The sequence below is a fragment of the Christiangramia fulva genome (assembly GCF_003024155.1).
GTDB classification, from domain to species: Bacteria; Bacteroidota; Bacteroidia; order Flavobacteriales; family Flavobacteriaceae; genus Christiangramia; species Christiangramia fulva.
This window is the reverse complement of sequence record NZ_CP028136.1, coordinates 3,053,208-3,073,511: the sequence shown is the minus strand read 5'-3', so window position 1 is coordinate 3,073,511 and position 20,304 is coordinate 3,053,208. Positions and strand designations below refer to the sequence as shown.

Genomic DNA, 20,304 nt, shown 5'->3' with positions numbered 1-20,304 from the left:
TTTATTCTTTTTTCATTAATCTAACGCCATATATGCCGGCAGTCCGGAAACCCTCCATTGCCTCAAATCGTACGGTGAGTTTTTCGCTATTTTCTGCCATAACTTCTTTAGGTAGCATATAATCTTCTGTAAAAAAAGTATAACCTTTACTACCATCAAGGTTTTCTTCAGCAATTAATATGTCATTTACATAGATTCTAAACTTACGGTCGCTGTCAAGACCAAAGTAGGTGATTCGAACCTTTTCGGCTTCGTGGTTATTATTTTTAAGTTCATAGCTAAACCAACCGGACGCGTCGCGCCAATGCCTGTCCTGATTCACACCGATATTGGAATTCTCACTTTTAATAAAATGATCGGACTCCGGTTGCTGTTCGCCGGGCGCCACTTTATCGATCGTAAGGACTTCCAGTTTTTGTTCTTTAACTTCTTCTTCCCTTCCTTTTTTCTCGATTTTGGCAAGGCTTTCAGGAGTTTCTACCGGAAGGTAAATCACATACCTTGAATCGTGAATTTTATAAAAAGGAACAAATTCGAGCTTCTTAAATTTGGCAGGATATAAAATTTCTGAAGCCGAAAACTGAAGTTTAGAATCGTCTGCTTTTTGAACAAATTGAGAAATATCCTGGGAGGTTTTGTTTAAAAAAAGAGGCGTTTCAGATAGCGGGATTTTTTTTCCTTCAGGAATATGTCCGCCCCTACTGGCATCAGCATATAATCCTTTTAAATCCTTTTCTCCTGTCTTAGCTCCCAAAACAATCGGCCCATATTCCAAAGCGTTGTAATCGGACCCGTCTGGAAGAGCTTCAGAAGAAATATGCATGGGCAGCTTAATTTCTACCTTATCAGCATTTTTCCATCTTCTTTTTACCGAAACGTAAGATCCGGCTTCATTTTTAAAGTCGACCGGTTTTCCATTCACCAAAACCCGATACTCACCCCGATTTACCCATGAGGGATAGCGCAGCATTAGGTTTAACTGTTGTGGTTTCTCCAATTTTAGAGTAAGCGAGGTTGACTGCTCTTCGGGGAAATTCGTTTGCTGAATAAGTCTAAGATTTTTGTCCTTCCACGTTAAAATGGAGGGAATAAATAAATTCACATATAAATCTTCGTTGGTATGCGCATATATAAATTCATTGTATTTCCCGTGGTTTTCCATACCTGAACCCACACAGCACCAAAAGCTGGTTTCGGGCTGTGAATATACTCTGTAATGTTCTGGCCGCATTGGCGTGAAATAGACAAAGCCACCTGTATCGGGGTGCTGGGAAGAAAGAATATGATTATAAAGTGCTTTTTCATAATAGGCCGAATACTTTTCTTCCGGGTGAGCTTCAAATAACTTTTCAGTTAATTTCAGCATATTATAAGTGTTACAGGTTTCAGGCCCCTGTACGCTATTGATCATGGATGAAAAATCATCGGCCGGATTAAAATGTTCACGTACGCTGTTACCACCAATGGCAACGGTGCGTTCATTTACCACATTATTCCAGAAATAAGTAGCGGCATCATGATAATCTTTATTCCCGTCTACTTCAGAAATGGTTTCAAAACCGATCACTTTCGGAATCTGGGTATTGGCATGCATCCCATTGAGGATATCTTTTTTATCCTCCATTGGCTTTAATAATGCCTTTTGGGAGAAATTATAAGCCAGGTCAAGGTATTTTCTATCCCCAGTAATTCTTGCAACATCGGCAAAAACTTCATTTAAACCTCCATGTTCAGATTTCAGCATTTCCTGGATCTGTTCTTTCGACAAATTTTTTGTTTCTTCGATCATCCAGTCAGTAAAATCTATAAGCATTTCTTTGGCCTGTTCCAAACCGGCAATCTCATAGGCATCCCTCAAACCTGCATAAGTCTTGTGAATATTATACAATGGCACCCAACGATCATTTAGACTAAAACTGCCGGCATCTATTTGGCCATTGGCGATCTCTTTCCACAGTTCTTTACTTCCCGGAACCCCTCCAATATATCCGTTCCCGTTTGCCTCCTGAACTTTTTTTAATTCGTCAAGCATATATTTTAAGCGATCAAGAGCTTCCTGGTCACCGGTAGATGCAAACATTTGTGCCAATGCAGTTAGATAATGACCGGCAATGTGGCCGTCAAGACCGGTGTTTTCCCAATTCGGATAATTTTCAGCTTTCGGATCAAGTCCGGCTTCTTTCAGAAAAGGCGCCAGCAGGCGGTCAGGCTCCAATTCCTTCATATAATGAAGATCGGTGAGCATGGCTTTCCGAAAAGGGCTTTCGGTAAGCTGAACGTCCTGCAGTTTGAATAACCTGATCTTTTCAGTTTGAGCATGCATCAACCCGAAGCTCAAAAAAGCCATGAGTAAACAAATCTTATATGCTGAAAATAGTTTCATCAAACCAAATTTTTTAATCTATCTTCTTACCCCAGACCGCAGTGCCTTCGTTATTCAATCCGGTTAAAAGGATTGTTCTATCGATATTATTTTCCCAGTCGCGGCCATATTCAACATACAGTTTATCAGTAAATCCATTACCCCAGTTCAAGGTCAGCCACGGAGCATCATAAGTCCAGGAGTTTGCGCTGTCTCCGTTAATGGAGCCGTCAGCATTCAACTCAAGAGAAATAGAAGTTTGAAAATCGGGGGAAGTCTGTTCATCGGCAAACCCGGGAACCACTGAATATCCCAGGATGATTTGCTCATAAGTCCCAACCAGGTCATTTTCAGAAATAGTGCTTTGCTCCACATCGGCAAAACGTTCGGGAGATACCACCGGCCAGCCATCTTTTGTCCAATGGATTTTCCGTACATGGAGATCCATAAAATAACTGTCAACGCCCGGCCTTCCCTGGTGGGCAATAAAATATTGGCCTTTACCATTATTAAAAACAGTTGGATGCGCCACACCCTGCCATCCCGAATGACCGTTAAACTTGTAAGGTGCAAGAATCATGGGGATATTGTCTGAAGCCTCATTAAGATTATCTCCATTAAAATCATAGAAAGGGCCTTCTGGAGAATCACTTCTTCCCACTCTTACATTATATTTGGTCTGAAGCCAATCGTAAGAAATGAACATATAATATTTTTCAAAATCGGAATTGTAAATAACCTCGGCTCCTTCAATGTTCCCGTTGATTTTTCCCCCGGTAAAACCTCTTTGAGCAACGCGTGTACCTTTTGATCCTGGATTTTTTGGTAATCCTGTTGAAGGATCCAGTGCAAGCACATAAATCCCGTCCCAGGCTGAACCATAATACAGCCATTGCTCGCCTGCAGGAGTTTTAACTACCGTTGGGTCAATCGCATTGGTTTGTACGGTATTATCATTTTGGGAAGTAACCACTAATCCTTTTTCCGTCCATGGTCCTAAAGGAGAACTAGCGGTGGCCAATCCGATAACGCTCAGGCGCGGAGTAGGGCTACTCAATGAATAGTACAGACGATATTCGCCATTATACTCCATGGCGTAAGGGGCCCAGAGCGATTGAAAAGGATCATCACCCTTTGATTTTATAAACTGACTTCCTTTTTCAGGCAATCCATCGAATACCCACCCTAGAAAACTCCATTTAATAAGGTTTTTAGATTTTCTAATTTGTATCCCGGGCCTGATTTCCGATCCGTAAGAAACATCGGTGCTATAGGAATAATAAGTGTCACCAGCCTTAATTATCGAAGGATCGTGGACGTTGTAAAGTCCCCAGCTGTAAACATTTTCAGCTCCGGCTACATCATAATAAGTATCGGTAATGGCCGTAAAATCAATTCCCGTTTCGGTGGGATTTTCTTCGCCTCCGCCATTCTGACCTTCTCCAGGTGCAGGATTTGGTCCTGGATCTTTGGGATCATCTTTACTACAGGAAAACAGTGAAATTGAAACAATTCCCAGGATGAATACCCATATATGTAGTTTGTGCTTTTTCATATTATTTTTCAGAAAGCATTACCACGGAAAATGGAGGAAGCTCAACTTTTAATTTTCCCTTCTTTAATTTAAAATCTTTAAATTCTTTTGGCTGAATTTTTTTCGGATTTTCAAATGAATTATAATCCTGAACTTTGTTAGAAGTCAAAATTTCAGCGGTTAAACCATCAATTTTAAGATCTGAAAGATCCAGTTCTACTTCATGATCTTCTTCCGCATCAATATTCACCAGAGAAACATGCACTTTTCCTTCCTTAGAGCGGGAAGCAGAGACCGAAATAGCCGGAAGGCTTTCCCCGTCTAATTCATAATCTACACTTTCAAGTTCAACAGGAATCAAATCGGCGTCCTGATGCACTTTATACATTTCCATTACATAATAGGTGGGAGTGAGCAACATCTTTTCACCATCGGTAAGGATTACTGCCTGAAGCACATTAACGGCCTGGGCCAAATTCGCCATTTTCACCCTCCTTGCATGGTTATTAAAAATATTGAGTGTGGTGCCGGCAATCATAGCGTCACGCATGGTATTTTGCTGATACAGGAAGCCTGGATTGGTTCCTTCTTGCGGATTATACCAGCCACCCCATTCATCAACGATGAGGGCCACTTTATTTTCAGGATCATATTTTTCCATGATCGCGCTATGTTTTGTCACCAGCTCATCCATCATCAGTGCGCGTTGCATGGTTTTGAAATATTGTTTTTCGGTAAAATCGGTTGCAGAACCTTTATCATTCCATTCCACGAAAGAATAAGAATGAAGGGCCACACCGTCAAGAAGGAATTTCGGGATTTCTCTCATAAGAACTTCTGTCCAGTGATAATCATCAACATTGGCGCCTGAAGCAATACGGAATAATCCCGCACCATTAGACCAGTCGGTCATGAAAGTGGCGTATTTTTTATAGATGTTGGCGTAGTATTCAGCGGTCATATGGCCACCGCAACCCCAGGCTTCGTTACCGATTCCCCAGTATTTTACATTCCATGGGTCTTCTCTACCATTTTCCCGGCGAAGGTTTGCCATTGGGCTTTCTCCGGCGTGATTAACATACTGCACCCAGTCGGCTAATTCTTTTACGGTACCGCTACCCACATTGGCTGCCAAATAGGGTTCGGCTCCGAGTTCTTCACAAAGATTGAGAAAATCGTGAGTTCCAAAACTGTTATCTTCTGTTACTCCTCCCCACCACTGGTTCACTATAGTAGGACGATCTTCTTTAGGGCCTATTCCGTCTTTCCAATGGTAGGTATCGGCAAAACAGCCGCCAGGCCATCGTAACACCGGAATATTTAAATTTTTCAGAGCTTCAATAATATCGTTTCGCACTCCGTTGGTGTTTGGGATTGAACTATCCTCTCCAACATAGAGTCCGCCATAAATTAAATGACCCAGGTGTTCGGCGAAATGTCCATAAATATTTTTGTTAATAACAGTAGGATTCTCGGAAGGATTCAATACAATTTCAGATACCTCCTGAGCTTTTACTCCGGTCGCAGCAATCGCGAATATTACCGTTAATATAAAATTCAATTTTTTCTTCTTCATCATTCTGTTAATTAAAACCTGATGACCCAGAGGCCATCAGGTAATTGAGCTAAAACAACTATTAAAACTATTCAGAAATCTCTTAGTAACCAGGATTCTGTTCAGTTCCGGGATTATTATCTATTTCCAACTGTGGAATAGGGAAATATTCTCTTCCTTCCTGATAGAACTGGAATTCAGGATCTCTCTGTATCAACCAGTCAAGTCTGCTATCAAGCCATCCCCAACGACGAATATCATCAAACCTGTGACCTTCCAGTGCAAGTTCAAGAAACCTTTCATGAGCAATTTGTTCAAACATTTCCTGTTTTGTCATATTAGGTTTTACTTCTCTAAGGTCCGGAAGATTTACACGATCTCTTACCATTTGAACATAGTCATAAGCGGCATCGGTATTTCCTGTTTCATTCAGGGTTTCGGCATACATCAAAAGGACATCTGCATATCGCATGATCCTTTCGTTTATTCCGGAACGCCAGTCGAATTCATCAGCCCTGTCGCCGTATGAATTTTGATATTTATTGACGAATAGCGCATTAAGATCGGAAGGATTGTTCGCGTAGAATTCAGAAAAATCATGTCCGTAAAGAGTATATCCATTAGGATCGTTCCATGCAATGGTGACATTCAATCGCGGATCAACTTCTCCATTCACTGTTTTCTCTTTCATAAATTCGTCAAACAGGGTCTGTGTTGGTTGTACATCAGTCCATCCGAATCCTCTTGGAGCATAGGTGATGGCCCGGGCAGAAGTTTTACCCCATCCTGATTGCGGTGCACCACCCCAGCCAAGATCCACTCCACCGGCTTCCCGGCTGAATTGCACTTCGAAGATAGATTCAGAATTATTCTCATTTTCCTTCGTGAAATTGTCTTTATAATCGTCAACCAAAGAATATACACCAAGGTCAATTACTCTCTTGAAGCTTTGTTTCGCAGATTCAAATTGATCATTGAACAGCTGAGCTTTTCCCAGGTAGGCAATAGCTGCGCCTTTTGTTGCGCGGCCAACATCACCTGCATCTAAACCAGATACATCATTATAACTTACCGGAAGCATCTCTATAGCTTTTGAAAAATCATCCATTACCTGCGCCCAGGCTTCTTCCTGAGTTTTTTGTTCATGATAAATCTCTGTACTTAAGGGAACAGGAACATTTTTGAACAGGTCAACAGCATGAAAAAGATATAAGCCTCTTAAAAAATAAGCCTGACCTAAAATTCTGGTTTTTAAATCTTCATTTTCAAATTCAATATCCGGCACATTTTCCAGCACCTGGTTGGCGCGATAAATACCCTGGTAATAAGTTTCAAAGGCCCAACCGTAAATAGAGGGATCGGCAATACTGGAATTAAATCTTCCCACATTAAACATTGCTCCCCATGGACTTTGACTCCTGGAGTCATCACCTTTTAGATCTAAAAGCAACGGAGTACTTCTCATATACGTACCATCTGTTAACAAACTTCCATAAACAGAGTTAATACCTAAAAGGGCGTCATTAGCGTCTTGCCAGAATGATTCAGTTGTTTCTGTATTAGGATCATTCTGAACAAGATCTTCTTCTTTCACACAACTGTTCATTAGGACGAGCCCAGAGATCAGTAGTGTATATAAAATTATTTTATTTTTCATTTTTATTCGTTTTAATCAGTTTATTTAAAAATCTACCTGTACACCTAATGCCACTGTTCGTGGATTAGGGAAACTTCCTCTCGCAAAACCTCTTGAAAATAAACCATCGCTTAGGAAATCGGGATCATAACCTCGATATCCGCTGATTGTTAATACATTTTGACCAGTTACATATACCCTCGCCTGACTTACGAATAAATCTTCTGGTAGCGGAATGGTATAACCTAATTGAACATTCTGAAGTTTGATATAACTTCCGTCTTCTATAAATCTGTCTGAAGCTCTGTTATTTCCGTTTGGATCTCCAATAATCGGCCTTGGCACATTTGTATCGGTATTTTCTGGCGTCCAGTAATTTAGTTCATCAATATGGTGGTTGGTATATTGCCCGACCATCAATCCCTGATAGGTAGCGTTGAAAACTTTATTACCCGCATTTCCCTGCCAGAAAAATGAAAAGTCAAAATTCTTATAGGTACTGCTAAAATTAAGACCATAATTCACTTTTGGAATGGTCACGCCCTGGAAGGTACGATCATCATCAGTAATGAGGCCATCGCCATTTACATCTACAAATTTAACATCTCCAGGTGCTGCACCAGGCTGATTGGCATGAGCATCAATTTCTTCCTGGCTTTGAAAAATACCTTCAGTTTCGAAAGCATAAAGTTCACCTATTGAACGACCTACCTCTGTTCTTGAGGCTGCTCCTGAAATTGGAAGATCATCTTTTCCAATCTTGATAACTTTATTACTGAGGGTTCCTAGATTTGCCGAAATGTTATATTGAAAAGCATGCTCTGCGTTACTGTAGCCAAGAGTGAACTCTAAACCACTATTTTCAATAATCGCGGCATTGGTGGTAATACTTGCAGGAAATGCACCTGTGGAATACGGAAGAGGCACATCGGCCAAAAGATCGCTTGATCGCTTTTTAAAATACTCAGCAGTAAATTGCAGTTTATTATTAAACATCCCGGTTTCTATAGCCGCGTTAACGGTTTCTGTATCTTCCCATTTTACATCTGGATCTTTTATATCTATAGCAATGGTTCCCGGTGCAAGACTATTACCAAAAGCATAACTTGCAAAAGGATTCACTACTGCAGCATAATCATAAACCCCAATAGTATTGTTACCAAGCTGGCCATAACCACCTCTTATTTTAATAGTATTCCACCATTCCGGCAAATCTATAAAAGACTCATTATGAAGTTTCCATGCTCCTGAAACCGAGAAATAATCACCAGTATTGTTTTCGGGTGCAAAAAGGGAAGTTTTATCCCTACGGAAATTTACCGTTAAAAGATAACGATCATCATATCCGTAATTTATTCTACTTAAATAGGAAAGAGACGTAACTGTATTTCTGTATTCGGTACCTGAAATAGCATCGGCATATTGAATTTCACCTATTTCATCTGGAAGAAAACCTACTCCTCTGCCTGTAGTAACCTCGTAATCACTGCGCTCCTGAATCACACCTGCCAACGCTCCAATGGTATGTTTACCAAATTCCTTATCATAGGTAAGCAGGTTATCAATAATTGTTCTAACCGTGCTTCCATTAGATACGTCTAATGCTGCTTCATCTGGAGTAGTAATATAGTACCACCCCAGGTCGCTGGGCGGATTAAAGAATTTATTCTTAAAATCAAGCCTGTCGGCACTTGCTCTGAACTTATAGGTAAGTCCATCAAGAATATCATATTCAGCATTTATATTTCCCAGAAAACGGTTTCTTTCACTCAGGTTTGTAATGAGACTCTGATAACCAATAACATTCAGGGTTATTGCTCTTTGAGTAAGGTTATCGGCTCCACCAAAACCTCCCAGCCTATTTTCATCGTAAACCGGCATAGTGGGAATTGCCTGAAGCAAATCTACCACAGCAGTTTCACCGGGTAAATATTCGCTAAAGTTATTTTTATCAGAACTGGTATAAGCCAACTTCGCACCATATCGAAAACGGCCTTTTTCCCCATTCAGATCTAAAGTGGTGGAATACCTTTCGTAATCCTGCGGAGTTGTAAAATACCCGGTATTTTTAAAATAATCAAGATTTAAATTATAACGCATAGTTTCTTTTCCTCCTGAAAGACTAAGGTTATGATCCTGTACCACACCGGTATCATAAGCCGCTTCCTGCCAGTCAGTATCTACATCGTCAATATATAAGGAACTGTTCGGATCATTACCAGGAACGACTTCCAGGCCGGCATTTATCTCTGCAGCACTGGTTATTTGCTGATATTGAACCCGATTGGTAAGTGGAATGGTTTTAGGAACTGTTTGAAATCCGATCTCCGATTTGTAGGAGATTCGGTTAACACCTGCTGTACCCTGTTTAGTAGTGATGATTACAACGCCATTTGCACCTCGTTGTCCATAAATTGCAGCAGCAGATGCATCTTTAAGCACCTGGATACTTTTGATTTCCCCGGTAGGAAAATCGAAGGGTGAGTCTACAATCACACCATCAATAACGAAAAGCGGATTGTTATTATTAAATGAAGTTATCCCTCTAATTTTAATGTTCACAAAACCTCCTGGTTCTCCGGAAGATTGGACGGTCACACCTGCAGCCTGCCCCTGAAGGAGTTTGGCAACATCAGGAGAAATAACCTTTTTAGCTTCATCGGCATCTACCACACTTACAGATCCTGTAAGATCTGATTTCTTCTGTGTGCCGTAACCAACCACAACAACATCATCAAGAGATTCCATGTCGTCAGCTAAAGTTACATCAAGGCGATCCTGATTATTAACCTCTATTTCCCTGGATTTAAAGCCTACATAAGAAAATTGAAGAACTGCTTCAGGGGAAACTTTTATGGAATATTCTCCCTCCATATTTGTCACCACTCCATTAGAGGTTCCTTTTTCAATAACGTTTACTCCAGGAAGCGGTAGTCCATCGCCAGCAGATTTCACTACGCCGGTTACCACATGTTGTTGGGCAAACGTAGAGAGGCTCATAAAGGCGAAAATCGCGAATAATAGGCGAAATCGGTTTCGCCGGGTTTGCTTTATTCTCATAGTTTAAGATTGAAATTAATAAGTGTGATTTTTACATTTCCAAATTAATTAAAGTTTTTTTAAAAAACCAAAATTATTTTTACAATTATTTAACTTTGTATGTGTTAAAAAGAGAATCCGCTAATGATTCCGGCCGTTTATTTTGTAAAAATATTTTAAAAGCCATCTGAAGAATATTTTTAAATTTGCCTCCATGATTAATAATTACTCTGCTGAAGACAAGGTTCTGCTCGCTGTTGACTGTATAATTTTTGGTTTTGATAAAGAAGATTTAAAAATTCTTCTCATTAAAAGAGATTTTGAACCTGAAAAGGGAAAATGGTCTTTAATGGGCGGTTTTCTGCAACAACAAGAAAATCTTGATGAGGCGGCCAGCCGAATTCTTCGAACTCTTACCGGGATCAACAATGTTTACATGGAGCAGCTCCACAGCTACAGTAAAGTTGATCGCGATCCCGCAGAACGAACTATCTCGGTAGCTTACTACGCCCTAATAAACATCCAGGACCACAATGAGGAGCTTATAGAAAAATACAGCGCAAAATGGTTTAGCGTAGCCAAAGCTCCAGATCTTATTTTTGACCACAATATCATGGTCAGGCACGCCATAAGCCGTCTCCGATATAAAACATCCAAAGAGCCTATAGGCTTTGAACTTCTTCCTCCTAAATTCACCATGCGCCAGCTTCAAAAGCTGTATGAAGCCATTCTCGATGAAAAACTCGATAAAAGAAATTTTATTAATAAGATCAACGGTATGGATATTCTCGTGAAACTAAAGGAAAAAGACATGAATTCCTCCCGAAAAGGATCTTTCTTACATATGTTCGATGAGCAAAAATACAACCGCAAAAAGGCTGATGGCTTCTCATTTAAACTCTAATTAGAATTTCTTAATTTTCAAGACTCTTTTAAATTTCCTGTAGCCTTTACCTCTCTATTTTCTCAATATTAATTTAAGCTTTCTTAAAGTATTGTCAAATCTATAGAAAGCACTTTGTATACATCTTTTTCTTCCTAACTTTAAAAAAACCCGATTTTCAGATTTGTTTAATAAAGGACTGGGATGCAGGTGTTTTTAAAGAATTTACTTCGAGAAGACAAAGACAAATGCAGGAAATAACCGATTTAACAAAAGAATCGATTAATCAAATTTTAACAACTCTTCATAAGGAGAAAGAGGTAAGCTGGTCGCTGCCCGGAGATGGGGTTCTTCATATTGAAAAGGAATTACCCTACCTGGTAATTTATCGCAGGAAGAAAAATGACCGCGGTACTGCAAGATTTGTTACTAACGAGGCCTCTTATTTGATCATTGGAGACTCTGATTTTTCCGATTATCAAAAACTCCTTTTCAGATTATCTGATGAACTTTCGGCGAAATTCAAATCGTACCTGTTATTCGAAATCTATTCCGGATCTGATGAATCAAGGAAGATCATTATAAAAGGCCCCGCAGACCGATTGCCATCGACACTTGAAACGCTGCAGAAAAACCTTTCCGAAGTCAACCAGGAATTTACAGGTCTGAATCTGGAAACTGAAATTATAGATACTCCCAATAGGCACCCAAAAGACAAAGAACCTTTAATGGATATGGAAACCGCTAAAAATTGTGGTGCCGTAATCGTAGGGCTTGAACTCCCGCCGGTTTACCGCAATGGCGGAAATCGCCTGTTCCCTGTATTTTTTCGGAATTTTAAGGATTTTCTTATCCACGCCATGCACCAGTCTTTTTTTGAATTTATCAGGGTACAGACCTCCAGTGGAATCGCCAGTTACAATGTTCTTGGAAGAAAATATTTGAAAACAAAAGTTTTCGAAATCGATAAAAAACTTACGGAAATCGAAAAATCTTACCAGTTTTTATGGCTCATTTCCCCTTCTAATATTTATGAAATCAAACAGGAGTTTTTTAAGAGCAATTTTGATCATGTGATTGATTATCACTACCGTCTTTTACCGGTAGACCCTGATGTTCTAAAAAGACGTCTTTTCAACCTGAAAATCGAAGAAATAGATGATCCTACCATGTCTTTTCTTTTTCGGGAAAAGCGCGAGGAACTCGATTTACAAATTTCCATGCTCAATGAACGCGGAACCCGTAATTTCATGTATGACAGCATCCGTCTTTATAAAGGCATAGAAAAGGAATTATGTGAAGAGGCCCGTAATATCCTTTCTGAAGTTGAGGAGGAAGAACACAGCCACGACAAGAATCTGCTGGATGCACGATCTTTCAGCAGTATGGCTCGTAAGGAATTTGATTTTTACAGGAAGCAGGATGAAAACTTCAAAAGTAAGATCCATATCAGGAAGGATGTGAATATAATGATGGTTTCCCAGGGTGAATTATACCTTCCTGAAGATTATAAAATGAGCCCGAAAGAAGCCGAAGCGCTTATCCAGCATGAGGTGGGAACCCATGCCCTCACCTACTATAACGGAAGCAAACAGCCTCTACAGCAGTTAAGTATAGGTTTAGCCGATTATGATCCCATGCAGGAGGGAATGGCAGTATTGTCTGAATATATGGTAGACGGCCTTACGGCTAACCGTCTGCGTATTTTGGCCGGAAGGGTAATCGCAGGTGAAGCCTTGATAAACGGGGGTAATTTTCAGGAAATTTTCAGATTGTTACGATCAGAATTTGGATTTCTTCCGGAAAGGGCTTTTAATATTACTTCCCGAATTATGCAGGGTGGCGGATTTCTAAAAGACATCATTTATTTAAAAGGCCTTGTTCAATTGAAGCAACACCTTGAAAAAGGAGGCGAGCTGGAACCTCTCCTCGCGGGAAAATACGGATTCAAACACCTGGAAATTATCGAGGAATTAATGGAAAGAAAAGTACTGAATCCACTCAAAATCAAGCCCAGCTACCTGCATAGCGAAAAAATGTATAAAAAATTAGAATTAATCAGGCAGGGATTAGAACTGCCACAAATGGTTTGCAAATGAAAATATGTTTTGTGTTGAACGATGTTGCTACTGAAGCTAAAGGAACTTCTGTAGCCTTAATGACGATGGCTCATCAAAGAGGCCATGAAGTCTTTGCGATGGGAGTGGGTGATTTCAGCTTCCATCATGATGCGCCGATAAGCATCAACGCAACCCAGGTGCCGAAAAATACCAAAACGAAATCGACAAAAAAATTCCTGGAGGCACTGCAAAGCAGCAAAGCCAGAAAGAAAAAAATTGACGCTACAAGTTTAGACGTTCTCTTTATAAGAAATAATCCTACTGAAGAAAAAGAAAGACAATGGGCAGAGCAGGCCGGTGTCGCCTTTGGAAGAATGGTGCAACAACTGGATGTGCTGGTATTGAACGATGCTTATGCCCTTTCTCATGCTTTTATCGATAAGCTTTATTTTGAAGAATTACCCCCTGAAATAAAACCCGACTCCATCATTACCCGGGATAAAGACCAGATCCTTGATTTTTTCGAGAAACAGAATAAGAAAATGGTCTTAAAACCTTTGGAAGGTTCCGGTGGGCAGGACGTTTATCTCATCGATGAAAATGAGAAGAACCTAAACCAGATCATCGAACATCTGAGCAGCCAGGGTTATGTGATAGCACAGGAATTCTTACCCGATGTAAAAAATGGAGATGTTCGGGTGCTTCTGCTAAACGGAAAAGTGATGGAGAAAAATGGTGAAAAAGCGATCATCAGAAGAGTGAGCGGTGAAGGTGAATTCAGGAGTAATTTTAAACTCGGTGCCACGGCAGACAGCAGTGATCTAACTCCTGAGATGAAAAGAATTATAAGCCTTACAGCGCCCAAACTAATTCGTGACGGACTCTTTTTCGTGGGGCTTGACATCGTAAAGGATAAGCTCATAGAAATAAATGTGCTGAGTCCCGGCGGAATGGAACGATTTAAGGATATTGGCCTGCCTCCCTTTACCGATTATGTAATTGAGGCAATTGAAAGAAAAGTGGAATATAAAAAACAATATGAAGGTCAGCTTTCTAACAGGACACTGGCTACGATGGAATAAAAACTTGTTTTATGAATGAAGAATTGAAAGAAGAAATTCCAAGAATTATTGGTAAATATACTTCCGGAAAAAAAGGTCCATTGCTTTTTGTAAGCGCAGGGATCCATGGGAATGAACCAAGCGGAGTAAAAGCCCTGGAAAGAGTTTTTGATGAGCTTGAAAAAACCCGACCGGAAATAAATGGCACTTTCGTGGGAATTTCAGGTAATAAAATGGCTTTGAATGAGAACAAAAGGTATATTGATGAAGATCTTAATCGCACCTGGACCACGGAAAACATTGAGGCCGGCGGAAAAGATACCCATGAAACCAAAGAGATGTTCGAGATCATCGATATTCTGAAGAAGTATCCCGAATCTAATTTCACCAAACGTTATTTTCTCGACTGCCACACGACCTCCTCTCCCAGCCTGCCTTATATTTCGGTTCAGGTAGTGAATGATAATGATGAATGGGCGCATCGGTTTCCAACCTACATCATCCGGGGTTTTAGCGATATTATCACCGGCGATATTGATCATTATTTAAGCAGAACAGGAATGACGGGTTTCGTATTTGAAGCCGGGCAACATACTGATAAATCTTCGGTAGAAAATCATGAAGGCCTTATCTGGCTAGCTTTAAAGGAAGCCGGTGACCTTGATTTAGAACGAATTTCCACTTATCCTGACTGTGTGAACCGTTTTGCTGAAAAGAATGCTCCGCCTCAAAAAACTTTTGAAATTATATACAGACATGGTTTGGATGATGATGATATTTTTGAGATGCAGCCGGGCTATGAAAATTTTCAGAAAATAGAAAAAGGAGAGCTCCTGGCAAAACAGAATGGTAAGGAAGTGAAAAGCGAATGGAACGCAAGGATTTTTATGCCCTTATACCAATCCCAGGGAAATGACGGCTTTTTTGTAGTCAAAGAAGTGGAAAACTAGTTGTTTCTTACTATTCCGATCACCTTACCCGTCCTGCAATCTACGCGTAGAAGTTCATTGGCCTCTACCCCGTAACTGCCGGAAGGTACGCGGTAATCTCCCATCCCTTCCAAAGATTCCACGAGATAAATTTCAACACCGGTTCGGGGATCTATCAACGGATTTTTACAGGAATTTTCTTCGAATTCCACACCGGGTTTTGTCATGAAATTTTCGGGGATATCAATAGCCTCTCTTATTGGCTTATCGGCAAAAGGTGGAAGGGTTCCGCAAGCAAAAACTACCATTAATATCCCATAAAGAAATACATTTCGGTATAACTTCATAAAAAGGAATTAGTTCATTTTGATGCCAAAATATTAAAAATATTCTTTCCTCTAATAAGCTAAAACAGATTTAGGAATTATTTCACAAACTCCAGGCAAACAGGAGTTTTGATCTCAAAAACTGAAGATTTCGGCGTGAGTTTTCCTGTATTTTCATTGATCGTATAAATAGTAATATTCCCTGTATCCTGACTTGCCGCGTACAGGTACTTTCCGTAAGGCGAAATGGTAAAGTTTCTGGGAGTTTTGCCGGCAATGGGAACATAATCGATAACACTCAATTTCCCCGTGTCCTGGTTCACCGCATAGATCACAATACTGTCATGAAAACGGTTGGAAGCATATAAAAACCTGCCTGAAGGATGAAGGTGAATATCTGCCGGAGCATTCTTCCCTTTGTAACTGGCAGGAAGGCTGGATATATTCTGAATAAGCTCTAAACCACCATTTTTTAATACTTTAAAAACACTCACGCTGCTGTTTAGTTCGTTTACCGAATAGGCATAGCTTCCGTTTTTAGTAAAAACCATGTGACGGGGACCCGCTCCCTTTGGTAACTCCACAAATTTTTGTTCTGAAGGTTTTAAGGTTCCGGTGGTAGCATCAAAATCATAGATCCAGATCTTATCATTACCAAGATCGGCTATATAGGCATTTCTATTATCACCGCTGATGGTGACAGAATGAGCATGAGATTTTTGCGGATTTTCGATATTGAGCTCCTGCACCAGGCTCAGACCACCGTCATTATCAATTTTAAATTCTCTAACGACTCCTCCAACATAATTACTCACAAACAAATATTTTCCTGACTTATCCAGCTCGAGATGGCAGGGTGCAAATGCTCCTGAACTCTCTTTATCTAATTCTTCCAGAGAACCGTCTTCTTTTATCTTATAGGAATAAACCCAGCCATTCTCTCCCTCACCCGGCCCAAGTTCGCTAACCGCAAAAAGAAAATTACCTTTTTTCCCCGCTTTCACAAAAGAAGGATTCACAATATTTGAAGCCGCCGTGCAAACCAGCTTTAAATTCCCCGAATCTACCTTTTGATGAACGTAATAGATCCCTTCAGCCTTTCCATCAACATGGCCTTCTTTTTTCGTATAGGTGCCAACATACATTTTATTAACGGAATCAACCGGTTTTTCAGAAGGAGCCTGGGAAAAAGAGTAATTGGAAACTACAGTTCCAACTATCAAAGTGCACAAAATTTTCATTGTTAGTTTCATAGGTTTAAAGCCATTTTTTTCTTTTGAAGTAATACAGCATTGCCATAAATATTATAAACATAATTCCTAGAAGCACGAAATAGCTGTATTTCCATTCCAGTTCTGGCATATATTCGAAATTCATTCCGTAGATACCGGCAATAAAGGTCAGCGGGATAAAAATACTGGCCATAATCGTCAGCACTTTCATAACTTCATTCATTTTATTGTTGATCGTGGAAATATACATGTCCATTAGGCCCCAGATCATTTCGCGATAGATATCGATATTTTCTGAAATTTGGACAATATGATCATGCAGGTCCCTGATGTAATTTGTGGTTCGTTCCTCAATAAGAATAGTTTCCATTCTTTCCAGCCGGCCAATAACCTCGCGTAATGGAAATACAGCTCTTCGAATGCGAAGTATATTGCGTTTTAATTCCTGAATATCGTAGGTAATATGGTCGCTGGGTTCAGAAGTAAAAAGGCTGTCTTCCAAAGCATCAATACGGTCGCTTACATCATCTATAACCAGAAAATAATTATCAATAATGGCATCGAGGAGGGCGAACATTAAGTAATCTGCAGAACGACCTCTTATCCGGCCTCTAGAAAATTCAATTCGTTCCCGTACCGCATCGAACACATCACCGTTAGATTCCTGGAAGGTGAGTAAATAATTTTTACCAACCACCATACTGATATGCTCGTTTTCGAGATCGCCGTTTTTATAGTAAAGCATCTGGGCGACAATAAATAAGTAATCTTCGTATTTCTCGATTTTGGGTCGCTGGCCAGTGTTTACAATGTCTTCCATCACCAACGGGTGCAATTCATAATAGTCCCCCAGTTTTTCGATTTCTTCCACATTATTAAGACCATCGATATTGAACCAGGTTATACGGTCTTCATCTACAAATTTGAAAGCATCCTCGGGAGTGGTGGAACTAAACCTTTCGTAGTTGGTTTCATTGTAATCAATTACGTCGAGCTTGGTTTCAGTAGAAACTTTATTGCCCACATAGGTCATGGTCCCCGGGACCTGGTTCAGGGTTTTAGTAGCTTTTGGGCGCTTCAGCAAATACTTTCTTCGTTTTGCCATTAAATTTTTTTATAAAAATAGAAGAATTTTCGGTTAATTCAGGAAACTCGCGTTAATCAAAGATGGTTTTGTTCAAAATTAATCCTGATGCCGGAGCGATATAATCCATTTGAAAATGGCTGTTTTCGGCCTGAAGGCTTTCCTGAATGTCTTCTAAAGATAGCTCTCCCCTGCCCAAAAGTACCATTGCTCCCATCATCAATCGCACCTGATGTCGAAGAAATCCTGCTCCATGAATATGGAATACATAGGATTTCTGCGGAAAAAAATTCGCGGTATATAATTGGTTTTCTTCAATTTCAGATTTTATGATCGTTCGCTCAAAAGTGCTTTTTTCAGAAACTCTCACCGAATAATTTCTGAAATCATGCGTACCCTCGAACATTCTTGCACCGAGCTTCATTTTTTCAATATCAAGATCTTCCTGAAAGTTGGCCATAAAAGGAGCACAAAAAGGATGATATTTTTCACCACAACAAAAGAGATATGCATATTCTTTCATTTTTGAATGCTGGATAATACTGAATTTAGCATCTACTTCTTCAATTTCAAGAGCTTTAATGTCCTGTGGAAGGTTCTTATTGAAAACTTTCAGAAACTCATCTATATCTTCAAGAGGTTCATGATCTACAAAAAGTTCAAAAGCCGTATTTCCCGCAGAAACCATCGCGTCGGTACGGCTGGTTCCAAGAATTTTGAATTTAGCTTTAGGCATTACCCATCTTAAGGTCTTATGCAGCAAACCTTCGACGGTTTTTACATCTGGCTGCCGCTGCCAGCCGTGCAGGCGATACCCGAGATATTGAATTCTGATTAAATAGTAGAAGCGATTGCGCTGCAAATCGAAAGTTTAGAACAAAGATATTCAATATTTGGCGCTTTGAAAATCACAGAAAACTTTCAGCTACTTTTGAAAATTATTACTCATTTTCATTTAAATTTATCCTGCTTCCAGGATCTATTGCTTTCCCTTTTATTGCCCTTGTTAAACTTAAAATTTCATAATTATGCCAAAGTACATTATTGAAAGGAAGATTCCGGGTGCGGGTCAAAAATCTAAAGAAGAGCTCCAGGCCATTTCTCAAAAATCCTGTTCTGTTTTAGAAAATATGGGGCCGCAAATTCAATGGCTCCAGAGCTATGTTACCGGAGACAAAATTTATTGTGTTTATATAGCACCCAATGAAGAAATGTTAATGGAACATGCTAAGAAAGGTGGTTTCCCGGCTAATGAAATCAATAAAATTGAAACTATCATCGATCCCGTAACCGCCGAATAGTATTAATTAACACTGCTTTTTATTTACTCCCTTTCCGGGAGCCTTCCAAAAATTGCCTTTTCTTTTCTTCAATAATATTTCTTTAACATACAGGTTAGGATTTTATTAAAGTTCTCAGCGATATGCAAAATTTCCTTTAGATTGGAAATGGACTGGTTATTGTAACCTTTTAAAATACGCTATGAAACCACGAAATAAAAACCTTTCAAAAAAATGCCTGATTCAATTCAAAAAAGGATTTCGTAACATTGAAGATCTGCGAAGGGAAATTTCCAGCAGCCTTGCTACCAAAAATAATCTTTGGCTCAGTTATGATGAAGATGCCGGAATAGAAAGACTTACGCGAACCCACAAAGGTTTTGGATACCATACTCATTATGAGCTTGGTGATTTTTTCGATCTTCCTGCCGAAGGCGGTGAAGCCGATATGGAAGCTCTGGCTTATGCAGAACCTTACTTGTGGTTTTGCGGAAGTATGAGCCTGAAACGCAATTCTCCATCTGAAGGTGACTCCCTGGAAGAACAGCTGCAAGATCTTTTCCAGATTGATCTCGATGCCAACAGGTTCAGTCTTGGTTGTATTCCCTGTATAAAAAGCAACGGAACATTCGAATTGCTCAAAGAAGCAAAATATAACGGAAAAACCATTAAACCGCTGATGCTTCGCGGTGGAGCCAAAAGTACCGAGCTGCATAATGCTCTTATGAAAGATGAACATCTCGAAAGATTCATGATGCTACCCAGTAAAGACAACGGTTTTGATATTGAAGGCCTGGCAGTAGACAACGACAGGATCTTTATAGGACTTCGCGGGCCGGTATTAAATGGCTACGCAGTGATTTTGGAAATAAGTTGTAAAGAATTTGACGGACAGCTTTTTTTAAATAAAAAGCCGGGAGAAGATAAACTCTACCGCAAACATTTCCTCAACTTAAATGGCATGGGAATTCGTGAATTGAATATTGACAAAAAAGGAAATCTTTACGTCCTGGCCGGTCCAACTATGGATCTTGATGGCACTATTAGTATCTATAAGGTCAAAGGTGGCCTGGAAGACAATTATGCTTCAGTGGTTTTAAAACCCGAAAGGCTTTTCGATGTTGCTCGAGGAAGCGAGATTGAACATGGAGAAGACAAAGCCGAAGGAATGGCTTTTCTTTCGGACACTGAGATCCTGATCACCTACGATTCACCCATAAAAGAAAGACTTGACGGCGACAATGCTGTATGGATGGATTGTTATGAAATTGAAGCCTAGCTAAACTGAAAAGAAATATTTAAATTGCCGCCTCTTAAAATCTG

15 protein-coding genes are annotated in these 20,304 nt (G+C 39.9%); 6 read left to right on the top strand and 9 right to left on the bottom strand.

Translation table 11 applies throughout. The annotated features are described in order from the left end of the window. Window position 1: 1 nt before the first annotated feature. From C7S20_RS13675 to C7S20_RS13655, 5 genes are all read right to left on the bottom strand, one after another. The gene (locus C7S20_RS13675) at window positions 2-2,383 is read right to left on the bottom strand and encodes a glycoside hydrolase family 127 protein (protein ID WP_107012997.1); all 2,382 of its coding nucleotides are present in this window, start codon (window positions 2,381-2,383) and stop codon (window positions 2-4) included. A gap of 13 nt (window positions 2,384-2,396) precedes the next feature. Further along, a complete protein-coding gene (locus C7S20_RS13670; protein ID WP_107012996.1) occupies window positions 2,397-3,917 on the bottom strand; it encodes an arabinan endo-1,5-alpha-L-arabinosidase in 1,521 nt (506 codons plus the stop codon). 1 nt (window position 3,918) lies between these two features. Further along, complete coding sequence (locus C7S20_RS13665; protein WP_107012995.1) at window positions 3,919-5,472, bottom strand: alpha-N-arabinofuranosidase; 1,554 nt, start codon at window positions 5,470-5,472, stop codon at window positions 3,919-3,921. An 82-nt stretch (window positions 5,473-5,554) separates the two neighbouring features. After that, the gene (locus tag C7S20_RS13660) at window positions 5,555-7,108 is read right to left on the bottom strand and encodes a RagB/SusD family nutrient uptake outer membrane protein (RefSeq protein WP_107012994.1); all 1,554 of its coding nucleotides are present in this window, start codon (window positions 7,106-7,108) and stop codon (window positions 5,555-5,557) included. Window positions 7,109-7,132: 24 nt separating this feature from the next. Next, a complete protein-coding gene (locus C7S20_RS13655; RefSeq protein ID WP_107012993.1) occupies window positions 7,133-10,147 on the bottom strand; it encodes a SusC/RagA family TonB-linked outer membrane protein in 3,015 nt (1,004 codons plus the stop codon). A 193-nt stretch (window positions 10,148-10,340) separates the two neighbouring features. On the opposite strand from C7S20_RS13655, the gene C7S20_RS13650 reads away from it, so the two are divergent. The 4 genes from C7S20_RS13650 to C7S20_RS13635 all read left to right on the top strand — a co-directional run bounded on the left by C7S20_RS13650 (window position 10,341) and on the right by C7S20_RS13635 (window position 15,080). Beyond that, entirely contained in the window at window positions 10,341-11,030 is a 690-nt protein-coding gene (locus tag C7S20_RS13650; protein ID WP_107012992.1) for an NUDIX hydrolase, read from the top strand. Window positions 11,031-11,257: 227 nt separating this feature from the next. Beyond that, window positions 11,258-13,108: a peptidase MATCAP family protein gene (locus tag C7S20_RS13645; protein WP_107012991.1), complete on the top strand. Its 1,851-nt coding sequence runs from the start codon at window positions 11,258-11,260 to the stop codon at window positions 13,106-13,108. Continuing rightward, complete coding sequence (locus C7S20_RS13640) at window positions 13,105-14,151, top strand: glutathione synthetase (protein WP_107012990.1); 1,047 nt, start codon at window positions 13,105-13,107, stop codon at window positions 14,149-14,151. The genes C7S20_RS13645 and C7S20_RS13640 overlap by 4 nt, the downstream gene beginning before the upstream one ends. Window positions 14,152-14,162: 11 nt before the next feature. Then, complete coding sequence (locus C7S20_RS13635; protein ID WP_107012989.1) at window positions 14,163-15,080, top strand: M14 family metallopeptidase; 918 nt, start codon at window positions 14,163-14,165, stop codon at window positions 15,078-15,080. Here C7S20_RS13635 and C7S20_RS13630 read toward each other — a convergent pair. From C7S20_RS13630 to truA, 4 genes are all read right to left on the bottom strand, one after another. After that, window positions 15,077-15,406, bottom strand: a complete 330-nt coding sequence (locus C7S20_RS13630; protein WP_107012988.1) for a hypothetical protein — start codon at window positions 15,404-15,406, stop codon at window positions 15,077-15,079. The genes C7S20_RS13635 and C7S20_RS13630 overlap by 4 nt on opposite strands. A gap of 77 nt (window positions 15,407-15,483) precedes the next feature. Further along, entirely contained in the window at window positions 15,484-16,626 is a 1,143-nt protein-coding gene (locus tag C7S20_RS13625) for a lactonase family protein (protein ID WP_227009013.1), read from the bottom strand. 16 nt (window positions 16,627-16,642) lie between these two features. Continuing rightward, complete coding sequence (gene corA, locus C7S20_RS13620) at window positions 16,643-17,722, bottom strand: magnesium/cobalt transporter CorA (RefSeq protein WP_107012986.1); 1,080 nt, start codon at window positions 17,720-17,722, stop codon at window positions 16,643-16,645. 52 nt (window positions 17,723-17,774) lie between these two features. After that, window positions 17,775-18,563: a tRNA pseudouridine(38-40) synthase TruA gene (truA, locus tag C7S20_RS13615; RefSeq protein WP_107012985.1), complete on the bottom strand. Its 789-nt coding sequence runs from the start codon at window positions 18,561-18,563 to the stop codon at window positions 17,775-17,777. 166 nt (window positions 18,564-18,729) lie between these two features. Here truA and C7S20_RS13610 point away from each other — a divergent pair, with 166 nt between their 5' ends. Then, window positions 18,730-19,002 (top strand): DUF4242 domain-containing protein, encoded by a 273-nt coding sequence (locus tag C7S20_RS13610; protein WP_107012984.1) that lies wholly within the window; start codon window positions 18,730-18,732, stop codon window positions 19,000-19,002. A 181-nt stretch (window positions 19,003-19,183) separates the two neighbouring features. After that, the gene (locus C7S20_RS13605) at window positions 19,184-20,260 is read left to right on the top strand and encodes a DUF3616 domain-containing protein (RefSeq protein ID WP_107012983.1); all 1,077 of its coding nucleotides are present in this window, start codon (window positions 19,184-19,186) and stop codon (window positions 20,258-20,260) included. The last annotated feature ends 44 nt before the right edge of the window (window positions 20,261-20,304 follow it).